Origin of the sequence: Klebsiella sp. RHBSTW-00484 (assembly GCF_013705725.1) — a bacterium.
GTDB lineage: Bacteria > Pseudomonadota > Gammaproteobacteria > Enterobacterales > Enterobacteriaceae > Klebsiella.
Map to the genome: position 1 here is coordinate 1,728,644 of NZ_CP055481.1, position 13,302 is coordinate 1,741,945.

General features: G+C 53.0%; 12 protein-coding genes and 1 pseudogene. 10 read left to right on the top strand and 3 right to left on the bottom strand.

Annotation, left to right across the window (positions count from 1 at the left end; translation table 11 throughout):
- The first annotated feature begins 59 nt into the window (after positions 1 to 59).
- The 7 genes from hisS (at position 60) to HV213_RS08350 (ending at position 6,117) form a co-directional block, all read left to right on the top strand.
- Positions 60 to 1,334, top strand: a complete 1,275-nt coding sequence (gene hisS, locus HV213_RS08320) for a histidine--tRNA ligase (protein ID WP_181485338.1) — start codon at positions 60 to 62, stop codon at positions 1,332 to 1,334.
- A 34-nt stretch (positions 1,335 to 1,368) separates the two neighbouring features.
- Entirely contained in the window at positions 1,369 to 1,989 is a 621-nt protein-coding gene (locus tag HV213_RS08325; protein WP_112215472.1) for a YfgM family protein, read from the top strand.
- 10 nt (positions 1,990 to 1,999) lie between these two features.
- A complete protein-coding gene (gene bamB / locus HV213_RS08330) occupies positions 2,000 to 3,178 on the top strand; it encodes an outer membrane protein assembly factor BamB (protein WP_181485339.1) in 1,179 nt (392 codons plus the stop codon).
- A gap of 115 nt (positions 3,179 to 3,293) precedes the next feature.
- On the top strand, positions 3,294 to 4,772 hold the full coding sequence (gene der / locus HV213_RS08335; RefSeq protein ID WP_181485340.1) for a ribosome biogenesis GTPase Der: 1,479 nt from the start codon (positions 3,294 to 3,296) through the stop codon (positions 4,770 to 4,772).
- Between the two features lie 158 nt (positions 4,773 to 4,930).
- Positions 4,931 to 5,308 carry a TonB family protein gene (locus HV213_RS08340; protein ID WP_181485341.1) on the top strand — a complete coding sequence of 126 codons (378 nt, stop codon included), beginning with the start codon at positions 4,931 to 4,933 and terminating at the stop codon, positions 5,306 to 5,308.
- Between the two features lie 62 nt (positions 5,309 to 5,370).
- The gene (locus HV213_RS08345) at positions 5,371 to 5,760 is read left to right on the top strand and encodes a cell envelope integrity TolA C-terminal domain-containing protein (RefSeq protein WP_181485342.1); all 390 of its coding nucleotides are present in this window, start codon (positions 5,371 to 5,373) and stop codon (positions 5,758 to 5,760) included.
- A gap of 138 nt (positions 5,761 to 5,898) precedes the next feature.
- Positions 5,899 to 6,117 carry a zinc ribbon domain-containing protein gene (locus HV213_RS08350; protein ID WP_181485343.1) on the top strand — a complete coding sequence of 73 codons (219 nt, stop codon included), beginning with the start codon at positions 5,899 to 5,901 and terminating at the stop codon, positions 6,115 to 6,117.
- 6 nt (positions 6,118 to 6,123) lie between these two features.
- On the opposite strand, the gene xseA is transcribed toward HV213_RS08350, so the two are convergent.
- Complete coding sequence (gene xseA, locus HV213_RS08355) at positions 6,124 to 7,494, bottom strand: exodeoxyribonuclease VII large subunit (protein ID WP_181485344.1); 1,371 nt, start codon at positions 7,492 to 7,494, stop codon at positions 6,124 to 6,126.
- Positions 7,495 to 7,652: 158 nt separating this feature from the next.
- Between xseA and guaB the strand changes: the two genes are divergently transcribed.
- On the top strand, positions 7,653 to 9,119 hold the full coding sequence (guaB, locus tag HV213_RS08360; RefSeq protein WP_110272117.1) for an IMP dehydrogenase: 1,467 nt from the start codon (positions 7,653 to 7,655) through the stop codon (positions 9,117 to 9,119).
- 68 nt (positions 9,120 to 9,187) lie between these two features.
- The gene (gene guaA, locus HV213_RS08365; protein ID WP_181485345.1) at positions 9,188 to 10,765 is read left to right on the top strand and encodes a glutamine-hydrolyzing GMP synthase; all 1,578 of its coding nucleotides are present in this window, start codon (positions 9,188 to 9,190) and stop codon (positions 10,763 to 10,765) included.
- Positions 10,766 to 10,837: 72 nt separating this feature from the next.
- Here guaA and HV213_RS08370 read toward each other — a convergent pair whose 3' ends face one another.
- Positions 10,838 to 12,034, bottom strand: coding sequence for an MFS transporter (locus HV213_RS08370; RefSeq protein WP_181486363.1), 1,197 nt, complete (start codon positions 12,032 to 12,034; stop codon positions 10,838 to 10,840).
- A 72-nt stretch (positions 12,035 to 12,106) separates the two neighbouring features.
- On the opposite strand from HV213_RS08370, the pseudogene HV213_RS08375 reads away from it, so the two are divergent.
- Positions 12,107 to 13,023, top strand: a pseudogene (locus tag HV213_RS08375) (LysR family transcriptional regulator).
- 17 nt (positions 13,024 to 13,040) lie between these two features.
- Here the strand turns inward: HV213_RS08375 and HV213_RS08380 are convergent.
- Complete coding sequence (locus HV213_RS08380) at positions 13,041 to 13,232, bottom strand: YfgG family protein (protein WP_181486365.1); 192 nt, start codon at positions 13,230 to 13,232, stop codon at positions 13,041 to 13,043.
- Between the last annotated feature and the right edge of the window lie 70 nt (positions 13,233 to 13,302).

Below are 13,302 nucleotides of genomic sequence, written 5' to 3' on the forward strand. Positions count from 1 at the left end.
ATTGAACCTGCGGGCGCGAGGCGCCGGGGTTCATTTTTGTATATATAAAGAGAATAAACGTGGCAAAGAACATTCAAGCCATCCGCGGCATGAACGATTATCTGCCGGGCGAAACCGCTCTCTGGCAGCGCATTGAAGGCACACTGAAGCAGGTGCTCGGTAGCTACGGTTACAGCGAAATCCGTATGCCGATTGTAGAGCAGACCCCGTTATTCAAACGCGCGATCGGTGAAGTCACCGACGTGGTTGAAAAAGAGATGTACACCTTTGAGGACCGCAATGGCGATAGCCTGACGCTGCGTCCGGAAGGCACGGCTGGCTGCGTACGCGCCGGTATCGAACATGGTCTCCTGTACAATCAAGAACAGCGCCTGTGGTACATCGGGCCGATGTTCCGCCATGAGCGTCCGCAAAAAGGGCGCTATCGCCAGTTCCACCAGATTGGCGCGGAAGCGTTCGGCCTGCAGGGGCCGGATATTGATGCCGAACTGATTATGCTGACCGCTCGCTGGTGGCGTGAGCTGGGTATCTCCAGCCATGTTGCGCTGGAGCTGAACTCCATCGGTTCGCTGGAGGCGCGCGCCAACTATCGCGATGCGCTGGTGGCTTACCTTGAGCAGTTTAAAGATAAGCTTGATGAAGACTGTAAACGCCGCATGTACACCAACCCGCTGCGCGTACTGGATTCCAAAAACCCGGACGTACAGGCGCTGCTGAACGACGCGCCAGCGCTTGGTGACTATCTTGACGAAGAGTCTAAAGAGCACTTCGCCGGGTTGTGCGCTCTGCTGGATGCCGCCGGTATCAGCTATACCGTAAACCAGCGCCTGGTGCGTGGTCTCGACTATTACAACCGCACTGTGTTTGAGTGGGTAACGACCAGCCTTGGCTCACAGGGCACTGTTTGTGCCGGGGGCCGTTATGATGGTCTGGTTGAGCAACTTGGTGGCCGTGCAACCCCTGGCGTGGGTTTTGCTATGGGGCTGGAACGTCTGGTTTTACTGGTCCAGGCAGTGAATCCGGAATTTAAAGCAGATCCTGTTGTCGATATATACCTGGTAGCCTCCGGAACCGATACCCAGTTTGCTGCTATGCGTCTGGCTGAACAGGTTCGCGATGCGTTACCCGGCGTTAAGCTGATGACCAACCACGGCGGCGGCAACTTCAAGAAGCAGTTTGCCCGTGCGGATAAATGGGGCGCTCGTATTGCTCTGGTGGTGGGTGAGTCAGAAGCCGCTGACGGAAACGTGGTAGTGAAAGATTTACGCTCAGGTGAGCAAACTACCGTAACGCAGGATAGCGTTGCCGCGCATTTGCGCACACTTCTGGGTTAATCTCCCGGGAATCATTAGTCAGGAGAAGGACTGCGTGGAAACTTACGATAACGAAAACGATCAGGTCGATGCGCTGAAGCGTTTCTTTGCCGAAAATGGCAAAGCGCTGGCCGTCGGAGTGGTTTTGGGCGTTGGCGCACTGGTTGGCTGGCGCTACTGGACATCCCATCAGTTAGACACTGCCAGAGGTTCATCTCTGGCCTATGAGAATGCGATTTCCGCGCTTAAATCGGATAAGCCAGAAGCACTGAACGCGGCGCAGAAATTTGCCGCTGACAGTAAAAACACCTATGGTGCGTTTGCGTCTCTTGAGCTGGCGCAGCAGTTTGTCGATAAGAACGACCTGCAGAACGCTGAAAAGCAGCTTCAGCAGGGGCTGACAGCCGCTTCTGATGATAACCTGAAATCGGTTATCAATATGCGTCTTGCTCGCGTTCAGCTGCAGCTGAAACAGCCTGATGCCGCGTTAAAAACCCTTGATGCCGTTAAAGGCGAAGGTTGGACCTCAATTGTCGCTGATTTGCGCGGTGAGATCCTGCTGAGTAAAGGCGATAAGCAAGGGGCTAAAGCGGCCTGGGAAGCGGGCGAGAAAAGTGATGCTTCACCGGCGCTCAGCGAAATGATGCGTATGAAAATAAATAATTTGTCCATCTGAGAGGGACTCGATGCAATTGCGTAAATTACTTTTGCCAGGGCTGCTTTCCGTTACTTTATTGAGCGGTTGTTCGCTGTTTAATAGCGAAGAAGATGTGGTGAAAATGTCGCCACTGCCGACGGTGGAAAACCAGTTTACGCCGTCCACGTCCTGGAGCACCTCAGTTGGCGGCGGTATCGGCGAATTTTACTCTAATCTTCACCCGGCGTTTGCCGATGGCGTTGTCTATGCCGCCGATCGGAAAGGCACCGTTAAAGCTCTGAATTCAGGTGACGGTAAAGAAGTATGGTCGGTTAACCTGGCAGAGAAAGACGGCTGGTTCTCCCGCGCGCCTGCACTGCTTTCCGGCGGCGTGACCGTTTCCGGCGGTCATGTTTATATCGGTAGTGAAAAAGCCAAAGTCTTTGCGCTGAATACCAGCGATGGCACCGTCGCGTGGGAAGCGAGCGTGGCGGGTGAAGCCATTTCTCGTCCGGTGGTGAGCGACGGCATGGTTCTGATTCATACGACCAACGGTCAGTTGCAGGCTCTGAACGAGGCTGATGGTGCATTAAAATGGACCGTCAACCTTGATATGCCAGCGCTCTCCCTGCGTGGTGAATCCGCTCCCGCTACCGCCTACGGTGCTGCTGTTGTTGGTGGTGACAACGGTCGCGTAAGCGCGGTGCTAATGCAGCAGGGCCAGATGATTTGGCAGCAGCGCATCTCTACCGCGACCGGCCCGACTGAAATTGACCGCCTTAACGACGTCGATACAACCCCGGTTATCGTTAACGGCGTAATTTATGCGCTGGCCTATAACGGCAACCTGACGGCGCTGGATCTGCGTAGCGGCCAGATTATGTGGAAACGCGAGCTGGGTTCAGTGAACGATTTCATTGTCGATGGCAACCGTATTTACCTGGTTGACCAGAATGACCGTGTGCTGGCGCTGACCACTGACGGTGGCGTGACGCTGTGGACGCAAAGCGATCTACTGCATCGCCTGTTAACTGCGCCGGTGTTGTATAATGGAAATCTGGTCGTCGGCGATAGCGAAGGCTATATGCACTGGCTCAACCCGGAAGATGGTCACTTTGTGGCCCAGCAGAAAATGGATAGCTCCGGCTTCCTGACCGACCCGGTAGTTGCCGACGGTAAACTGCTGATTCAGGCCAAAGACGGCACGCTGTACGCAGTTACGCGTTAAGTACAGCAGTAGTTTGTTTTTGAGAAACGGCCCCTGGCAGACAGGGGCCGTTTTGACTTTTTTAGAAACGTCGTGAAAAGCGACGTTGTATCGATTTTTGTAAGAGGCATTTAACATGATACCTGTGGTCGCGCTTGTCGGGCGCCCTAATGTTGGAAAATCCACGCTTTTCAACCGTTTAACGCGCACTCGTGATGCGTTGGTCGCGGATTTTCCGGGGCTGACTCGTGACCGTAAGTACGGTCGTGCTGAAGTAGAAGGTCGCGAATTTATCTGCATTGATACCGGCGGGATCGACGGTAACGAAGAGGGTGTAGAAACGCGGATGGCAGAACAATCGCTGCTGGCGATTGAAGAAGCGGACGTGGTGCTGTTTATGGTCGATGCGCGCGCGGGCTTGATGCCTGCGGATTCAGCAATCGCCAAGCATCTGCGCTCTCGCGAAAAACCGACCTTCCTGGTGGCGAACAAAACTGACGGTATCGATGCCGATCAGGCAGTTGCTGATTTCTGGTCATTGGGTTTGGGTGAAATTTATCCGATTGCTGCTTCGCATGGTCGCGGTGTGACCAGTTTGCTGGAGCACGTCCTGCTGCCGTGGGTTGACGAAGTGAACCCGCCAGAAGAAGTGGACGAAGACGCAGAATATTGGGCAAAGTTTGAAGCAGAGCAGAACGGCGAAGAAATTGAAGAGCCGGAAGATGACTTTAACCCGCAGGATCTGCCGATCAAACTGGCAATTGTCGGTCGCCCGAACGTCGGTAAGTCAACGCTCACCAACCGCATTCTGGGTGAAGACCGCGTGGTGGTCTACGATATGCCCGGCACCACTCGCGACAGCATTTATATCCCCATGCAGCGCGATGAGCGTGAATACGTACTCATCGATACCGCGGGCGTGCGTAAGCGCGGCAAAATCACTGATGTCGTAGAGAAATTCTCAGTTATCAAAACCCTCCAGGCGATTGAAGACGCCAACGTGGTGATGTTGGTGATTGATGCCCGCGAAGGTATTTCCGATCAGGATCTGTCCCTGCTGGGCTTTATTCTCAACAGCGGCCGTTCGCTGGTGATTGTCGTCAACAAATGGGATGGTCTGAGCCAGGAAGTCAGAGAGCAGGTTAAAGAAACTCTGGACTTCCGTTTGGGCTTTATCGACTTTGCTCGCGTGCACTTTATCTCCGCACTGCATGGTAGCGGCGTAGGCAACCTGTTTGAATCCGTACGCGAAGCGTATGACAGCGCAACCCGTCGTGTGGGTACCGCGATGCTGACTCGTATTATGACCATGGCGGCAGAGGATCATCAGCCACCGCTGGTACGCGGTCGTCGTGTGAAGCTGAAATATGCTCATGCCGGTGGTTATAATCCGCCAATTGTGGTAATCCATGGTAACCAGGTTAAAGACCTGCCGGATTCTTACAAACGCTATCTGATGAACTACTTCCGCAAATCGCTGGAAGTGATGGGTACGCCGATTCGTATCCAGTTCAAAGAAGGGGAAAACCCGTTTGCTAATAAACGTAATACCCTGACGCCGAACCAGATGCGTAAGCGCAAGCGCCTAATCAAACATATCAAGAAAAGCAAATAAGCTATTCACCTGAATGAAGACCCCAAAGCCCGCATCTGTCGGGCTTTTTTATTTCTCGGGATCGCCAAATCGCTGATTAACAATAAACCTACTTGAGGCCGGCGTATAAATGTGCGAAAAATTAATCAGGATTAATACTTCTATGACATGAGGTCAAAATGAAAAGATTTTTAGCTCTCCTGATATTGTTTATTATCCCCATAACGTATGCCGCTGAATCACAACCCATTGAGCCTCGTATTAAGCCTGTTTATCCAGCTAAAACTGAGAAAAAAGGGATCTCAGGTCAGGTTAAGGCGCAATTTGATGTAGACGATAATGGCCTTGTCACTAACGTTCAGTTATTAAGCGCGGAACCTTCCGGAATGTTTGATAACGAGGTCAGGGCTGCCATGAAAAAATGGAAATATACAAAAGGGAAGCCTTCCAGCAATAACATTATCACTATTAATTTCACTCCGGGACCGTCTTCCGTAGAGGTACCTGCGCCAAACCAGCCGGGCAGCATTCAAAGCCGAGGAGTTCCCTTTAGATAAAAATAATGTACCCGAAATAATATTTGGAGAATCATTTAAAAGAAGGAATCAGGAACAGGGATATGAAAAAGATAATAATAGGTATTTTGGTCATCTTTACCAGCGGCTGTGTGCCGCTTCATCCTTCGGATTGCCATAAAACAACAGCGCTTGGGGACTGCAGTTCTGGGCGTTTCACTGACAAAGATGAGTATGGCAGGCAGGCGAGGGCGATTAAAGAGTCTATAGAGTCCCAGCTACCCGATCGCTACGGATGGACGGGCAAAAAATGCAGGATACACGTGAGTTTTAGCTACGATGGACAACTGAATAGCATCACAACAAGTGAAGGTAACAAACAATATTGTGCCGCGCTGGTTGATGCCGCTAAACGGGCCACCTTTGCGCCGTTTACCAATGAGAAAATCTATGATGCGTTTTCTCAGTCGCGATTCAGCATGCAGGGTGAATAAAACGAAACTCGGTAGCTCGGCGGTGGACGGATAGCCTGTTTGTTATTAATGATCCTCCAGTTGCAACAACAGTTGCTCGGTCCCCACTCGCTGCAAACGTGATAAAATGACGGAATATAAACGTCGTCAGGAGTCACCATGGAATTTAATTGCCCTGTTTGCCATACGCCGCTTGATGTACAAGCCAATATCGCGCACTGCGATCGTTGTGCTAAAGATTTTATTGTGGAAGCACGCTGCCCGGACTGCCACAAGCCGCTGGAAGTTTTAAAAGCTTGTGGCGCGGTAGATTATTTTTGCCAGAACGGACACGGACTGATTTCGAAAAAACGCGTGGAGTGGGTGGCTGTAGAGTAATCGATGTTACTTTTTCTTCGCCCGGGTTTTCTTCACGGATGTCACCGTTTTTACCTCGCTCTCTACCCAGCCGTCGTTGAGGCGGGTAGTGAGTAAATCCCCCTCGTGTACCTGTTTGGTTTGCTTCAGGACTTTGCCGTCGCTGGAGGACGTTACGCTATAGCCGCGGGCTAGGGTCGCCAGTGGGCTAACGGCTTCCAGATGAGTCACCATATTACCAAAGCGCTCGCGCTGATCGCTTAAACGGGCTCGGATGTTTTCCGCCAGCCGGTATTCCAGTTGCTGAATACGGCTTTGGGCGCGATGAATACGCGGCTGTGGGTTTTGTTGATTCAGGCGTTGCGTGGCACGCTGCTGGCGCTGGTCGGCGCGTTTTATCTGCGTCTCAAGAGCGAAACGCATGCGCTGACGCAATCTTTCCAGCTCTGTTTGCTGACGGGCCAGGCGTAGCTGGGGATGCTGTTGCTGCAAGCGATGAAAAATCTGGGTAAAGCGACGATGCCGGTTGGCAAAGAAGTAGTCCATCGCCATCTCCAGACGTTGCTGCCCGGATTGTAGCTGGCGCAGTAGCTCCTGCTGATTACGGCTGACAATCTCTGCGGCTGCGGAAGGCGTTGGCGCGCGCAGATCGGCGACAAAATCAGCAATGGTCACATCGGTTTCATGACCCACAGCGCTGACTACTGGAAGACGACTGGCAAAAATAGCCCGGGCTACCCGTTCGTCGTTAAAGCTCCACAAATCTTCCAGTGAACCGCCTCCGCGCCCGACAATTAACACATCGCATTCATTACGTGCGTTGGCAAGCTCAATGGCGCGAACGATTTGTCCTGGCGCATCATCGCCCTGAACGGCGGTCGGGTAGATAATCACCGGCAGAGAGGGATCGCGACGCTTAAGTACGTGTAAAATATCGTGCAGCGCGGCCCCGGTTTTCGACGTAATGACGCCGACACAGTGTGCTGGAGCGGGGAGTGCTTGTTTATGCTGTTGATCGAACAGCCCTTCCGCAGCCAAGGCTGCCTTAAGCTGTTCATATTTCTGCTGAAGCAGGCCTTCACCCGCAGGCTGCATGCTTTCGACGATGATTTGATAATCACCGCGCGGTTCATACAACGTAATGTTGGCGCGAACCAGCACCTGTTGCCCATGCTGCGGACGAAACGTCACGCGGCGGTTGCTGTTGCGGAACATCGCGCAGCGAACCTGGGCGTTATCGTCTTTTAAAGTGAAGTACCAGTGACCTGAAGAGGGCTGACTGAAATTCGAGATCTCGCCGCTAATCCACACCTGACCCATTTCACGTTCCAGCAGCAAACGAACCGACTGGTTTAGGCGGCTAACCGTGTAAATTGAGGGGGATTGAGATGGCAACATGTGAGCAAGATCAAATTTTAAATCAGCAGGTTATTCAGTCGATAGTAACCTGCTGAGAGGGGAGCGCAAGTATTATTTTCAAAAAAGGGTAGATGCAATCGGTTACGCTCTGTATAATGCCACGGCAATATTTATCCACCCAGGTCGAGATATTGCCCATGCTACGTATCGCTAAAGAAGCCCTGACGTTTGACGACGTCCTCCTCGTTCCAGCACATTCAACCGTTTTGCCAAATACCGCCGATCTCAGCACTCAACTGACGAAAACTATTCGTCTGAACATTCCTATGCTTTCCGCTGCAATGGATACCGTGACTGAAGCGCGTCTGGCGATTGCCCTGGCACAGGAAGGCGGCATCGGCTTTATTCATAAAAACATGTCCATTGAGCGCCAGGCTGAAGAAGTTAAGCGTGTGAAAAAACATGAATCCGGCGTGGTTTCCGACCCGCAGACTGTCCTGCCGACAACCACTCTGCGTGAAGTCAAAGAGCTGACCGAACGCAACGGTTTTGCCGGTTATCCGGTAGTGACTGAAGACAATGAATTGGTTGGTATCATCACCGGTCGTGACGTGCGTTTCGTTACTGACATGAACCAGCCAGTCAGCGTTTATATGACGCCGAAAGAGCGCCTGGTCACCGTGCGTGAAGGTGAAACCCGCGAAGTAGTGCTTGCCAAAATGCACGAAAAACGTGTTGAGAAAGCGCTAGTTGTTGATGACAGCTTCCATCTGCGCGGCATGATCACCGTTAAAGACTTCCAGAAAGCAGAACGTAAGCCAAACTCCTGTAAAGATGAGCATGGTCGCCTGCGCGTAGGCGCGGCGGTTGGTGCGGGTGCAGGTAACGAAGAGCGCGTTGATGCGCTGGTTGCTGCGGGCGTTGACATTCTGCTGATCGACTCTTCCCATGGTCATTCTGAAGGTGTGTTGCAGCGTATCCGTGATACTCGCGCTAAATATCCTGACCTGCAAATCATCGGCGGTAACGTGGCGACCGGCGCGGGCGCACGTGCCCTGGCAGAAGCGGGCTGCAGCGCGGTCAAAGTGGGTATCGGCCCAGGTTCCATTTGTACGACTCGCATCGTGACTGGCGTGGGCGTTCCGCAGATTACCGCCGTTTCTGACGCGGTTGAAGCGCTGGAAGGCACCGGTATTCCGGTTATTGCCGACGGCGGAATCCGTTTCTCTGGCGATATCGCCAAAGCGATTGCCGCAGGCGCTGCTGCCGTAATGGTTGGCTCCATGCTGGCCGGTACCGAAGAGTCTCCGGGCGAAATCGAACTCTATCAGGGTCGTTCTTACAAATCTTACCGCGGTATGGGTTCCCTTGGCGCGATGTCCAAAGGCTCTTCTGACCGCTACTTCCAGACCGATAACGCCGCCGACAAACTGGTACCGGAAGGTATCGAAGGTCGCGTCGCTTATAAAGGTCGCCTGAAAGAGATCATTCACCAGCAGATGGGCGGCTTGCGCTCCTGTATGGGTCTGACCGGTTGTGGTACCATCGACACCCTACGGACCAAAGCGGAATTCGTGCGCATCAGCGGCGCGGGTATCCAGGAGAGCCACGTTCACGACGTGACGATCACCAAGGAATCGCCTAACTACCGCATGGGCTCCTGATTTTCTTCGCCCGGCCATGCGCCGGGCGATTTATTTAACCTGTATCACTTGCCTCGGAATTATCGTCAATGACGGATAACATTCATAAACATCGTATTCTTATTCTGGACTTCGGTTCTCAGTACACCCAACTGGTGGCGCGTCGCGTTCGTGAATTAGGTGTCTATTGCGAACTGTGGGCATGGGACGTCACTGAAGCTCAAATTCGTGAGTTCAACCCTAACGGCATTATTCTTTCCGGCGGCCCGGAAAGTACCACTGAAAATAACAGTCCGCGCGCGCCGCAGTATGTGTTTGAAGCTGGCGTACCGGTATTTGGCGTGTGCTACGGCATGCAGACCATGGCGATGCAGCTGGGCGGCCACGTTGAAGCCTCTAATGAGCGCGAATTTGGCTATGCGCAGGTTGAAGTTCAGACCGATAGCGCGCTGATCCACGACATTGAAGATGCGCTGAGCGCAGATGGTAAGGCTATGCTGGACGTCTGGATGAGCCACGGCGATAAAGTGACCGCCATCCCGTCTGACTTCGTCACCGTTGCCAGCACCGAAACCTGCCCGTTTGCCATTATGGCTAACGAAGAGAAGCGTTTCTACGGCGTGCAGTTCCACCCAGAAGTGACTCACACCCGTCAGGGTTTGCGTATGCTTGAGCGCTTTGTGCTTGAGATCTGCCAGTGTGAAGCGCTGTGGACGTCGGCAAAAATTATCGAAGATGCTATTGAGCGTATTCGTCAGCAGGTTGGCGACGATAAAGTGATCCTCGGCCTGTCCGGCGGTGTGGACTCTTCCGTTACCGCGATGTTGCTGCACCGCGCTATTGGTAAAAACCTGACCTGTGTATTCGTTGATAACGGCCTGCTGCGCCTGAACGAGGCTCAGCAGGTGATGGACATGTTCGGCGATCGTTTCGGCCTGAATATCGTTCATGTTGAAGGCGAAGAACGTTTCCTGAGCGCGCTGAAAGGCGAAAATGACCCGGAAGCGAAGCGTAAAATTATCGGTCGCGTCTTTGTTGAAGTCTTCGACGAAGAAGCGCTGAAACTGGAAGATGTGAAGTGGCTGGCCCAGGGGACTATCTACCCTGACGTCATTGAGTCTGCGGCATCCGCAACCGGTAAAGCACACGTCATTAAATCTCACCACAACGTGGGCGGTTTGCCGAAAGAGATGAAGATGGGCCTCGTTGAACCGCTGCGTGAGCTGTTCAAAGATGAAGTGCGTAAGATTGGTCTCGAGCTGGGCCTACCGTACGACATGCTGTACCGTCATCCGTTCCCGGGACCGGGTCTTGGCGTGCGCGTGCTGGGCGAAGTGAAGAAAGAGTACTGCGATCTGCTGCGTCGCGCTGATGCCATCTTCATCGAAGAGCTGCACAAAGCTGACCTGTACAACAAAGTAAGCCAGGCGTTCACCGTGTTCCTGCCAGTTCGCTCCGTCGGCGTCATGGGCGATGGCCGTAAGTACGACTGGGTGGTTTCCCTGCGCGCTGTCGAAACCATCGACTTTATGACTGCGCACTGGGCGCATCTGCCGTACGACTTCTTAGGCCGCGTGTCTAACCGTATCATCAATGAAGTCAACGGCATTTCCCGCGTGGTGTATGACATCAGCGGTAAGCCGCCAGCGACTATTGAGTGGGAATAATTTCCCTTCGTAATAGCTAAATTTTTGCTAACTAAAACCCTCTTTGAAAAGAGGGTTTTTTATCCTCGCTGTTCACGATCGCTTGCCAGCCGTTAGCGGCAATTTTATATGTTGGTTGAATGCAATCGATACTGCCAACCCTACCACTATCAGCGCCAGTGCTGCGGAAACCGCTAAGCTTCCCTGAATTCCAAGATGATGATTAAGCCACGCATAGGTAAAAGGCGATACGGCTGCTAACAGCTGCGCGGGAATTAACAGAATGCCAGTGCGATGGGCGTAATCCTCGGCGGCAAAAAGTTGTAACGGCAGCGTTGCTTTAAATACGGTTGTCAAACCGTTAATTGCGCCATAGCCCAGTACGAACCCACCGGCCGCCCAGGACAGATAAGGTCCGCTCAGGCCAAGTACAAAGCAGAGCGGCATTAGCATGGTGGTCAATAGTGTTAGCCTCAATGGCGTTAATGTTGAACCGGACGCTACTTCGAGAAAGCGCGCGCCGGTTTGCCCAATCCCCCAGAGCATTCCCACGGCAACCGGAAGCCCATAGCTGGCAATAAACTCCGGTAAGTGTGTTGAAGTGCCGTTAGAGACAAAGGTGACCAGCGCAATGAGAGATGCATACAGCAGAGCTGGGCGCCGATCGTGGCGGGAAATCGGATTGTGTGGTTTTCTCCGTATTGGCGAGGGGAGTTTATGATTCGGCATAGCCCACAACAGCACGGCACTAACCAGACCAAAAAGGGCATAGATCTGCAGAGCATGCCGCCAGTCCATCTGCGTCAGTAGCCATGTTCCGAATGGCCAGAAAAGAGCCGAGGCCAATCCTCCGGCCAGAGTCACGCGTGAGATCGTGAGCCTGGCACGCTGTCCGTAAAGATTCACCAGCGCAGCGAACATCGTGTCGTACAGCGCCAGTCGCATGCCGATACCTGTCAATATCCAGGCGGCGAACCAGCTCGTCAGGCCGTGAATATTTGCCATGATGAGGCAACCCGTTGAGATCATCAACGTGCCGGAGATAACCACCCGTTGGCCGCCAAAGCGGGCCAGTAGTCGAGCGATAAACGGAGAGGTTAGCGCCATCATCAACATCGCAATAGTCAGGCCCAGGTAGATTTGCGTTGCGGCCCAGTTGGTGTCCTGGGCAATAGCCCTGGCGAAAGTACCGGGCATATAAAACGATATCCCCCAGTTGATCAGTTGATTGCATCCGGCGGCAAGGGTGACAAAGCCTGGTGCGGAGAGTGATTTTTCAGGTGTTTTCATCATCTTCCATTCTGTTACGCTGTTGTCGGCAGCATACCCTGCAAGCCATTGTGCAGGCAGGCCAGTTCGTTTATGACCCCTATAAGAGAAACTTTGTGATGATGATGCTCAATCTGGGAAATCTGGCGACGTTTCGTCTGGTGGTACAGCGTGGGAGCTTCTCCGCCGCTGCTGATGTTCTGGGATTATCGCAGCCCGCAGTAAGCCTGCAGGTGCGTCAGCTGGAGCAGTTTCTACAGACGCGATTGATTGAACGAACCGGGCGCGGCATTAAAGCGACGGCGGCCGGAATTGCCTTGCTGGCGCACAGCGAGCAGATTGAACTGGCGGTGAGCGCGGCGGTGCAATCAGTTAGTGAATTTAGCCGCGAAATCAGTGGATCAATATCGCTAGGCTCCGGAGCAACTGCCTGTATCCACCTTTTACCTCCACTACTGCAGAAGCTGCATCAGGATCATCCTTTGCTGACGGTTAGGGTCACGGTCGGCAATACTCTGGAGGTGGTCCGCGCTATTGAGGAGAACCGGCTTGACCTGGGACTGTGTACGCTGCCGGCAAACGGACGCAGTCTGGCGGTGACGCCGGTTTTAGATGAAGAGTTTGTGTGTATTTTCAGCGATGGGCAGGACGAGTTGCCATCGCGTCTGACACCAGAGATTCTGCAATCATTGCCGCTAATTGCTTTTGAAGTGGGGAGTGGAACCCGGGATCTGATTGACGGTTGGTTTCGCACTAATGGACTGATGGTCGTGCCAGTGATGCAGTTAGGCAGCATTGAGGCGATTAAACGCATGGTGCGTGCGGGGCTGGGGTTCAGTATTGTGCCGCGAATGGCGGTAGAGCATCCACAGGATCGCGTCGGCTTAAATGTTCAATCGTTGACCCCGCTGCTGCATCGTCAGTTAGGTGTGGTTATGCGGCAGGATAAAGTCATCAGCAAGGGAATTGCTGAGATGCTGCGTTTACTACATCAAGTGGGCAACCGATAGTTGGGTACACCGTGCGCTTATTTTCGTACGGGGGCGTCCGACGGGGCTGACGGCTCAACGGTGATAGTCGATTGTTGTGATTGTTTCTTGTCCTGATGATGATGCCAGGCGCCGATAGAGGAGTAGACAAAACGTCCAAAAAAGAAGATAAAGCTGATTAGCAGTACGATACGGGTCATGCGACGGTTAAATCGATGTCGTTTACGCATACTGGGTGCCTGACTCACAAAAGGTTCCTTGAAGTATACCCGCAGGGCGGGCGATATGCGTATTAAGGCA

What these genes read in the sequence shown, in the direction of transcription:
- bamB (WP_181485339.1), top strand. Translation starts at nt 2,000, where the DNA reads ATGCAATTGCGTAAATTACTTTTGCCAGGGCTGCTTTCCGTTACTTTA.
- der (WP_181485340.1), top strand. Translation starts at nt 3,294, where the DNA reads ATGATACCTGTGGTCGCGCTTGTCGGGCGCCCTAATGTTGGAAAATCC.
- HV213_RS08340 (WP_181485341.1), top strand. Translation starts at nt 4,931, where the DNA reads ATGAAAAGATTTTTAGCTCTCCTGATATTGTTTATTATCCCCATAACG.
- HV213_RS08345 (WP_181485342.1), top strand. Translation starts at nt 5,371, where the DNA reads ATGAAAAAGATAATAATAGGTATTTTGGTCATCTTTACCAGCGGCTGT.
- HV213_RS08350 (WP_181485343.1), top strand. Translation starts at nt 5,899, where the DNA reads ATGGAATTTAATTGCCCTGTTTGCCATACGCCGCTTGATGTACAAGCC.
- xseA (WP_181485344.1), bottom strand. Translation starts at nt 7,494, where the DNA reads ATGTTGCCATCTCAATCCCCCTCAATTTACACGGTTAGCCGCCTAAAC.
- guaB (WP_110272117.1), top strand. Translation starts at nt 7,653, where the DNA reads ATGCTACGTATCGCTAAAGAAGCCCTGACGTTTGACGACGTCCTCCTC.
- guaA (WP_181485345.1), top strand. Translation starts at nt 9,188, where the DNA reads ATGACGGATAACATTCATAAACATCGTATTCTTATTCTGGACTTCGGT.
- HV213_RS08370 (WP_181486363.1), bottom strand. Translation starts at nt 12,034, where the DNA reads ATGAAAACACCTGAAAAATCACTCTCCGCACCAGGCTTTGTCACCCTT.
- HV213_RS08380 (WP_181486365.1), bottom strand. Translation starts at nt 13,232, where the DNA reads ATGCGTAAACGACATCGATTTAACCGTCGCATGACCCGTATCGTACTG.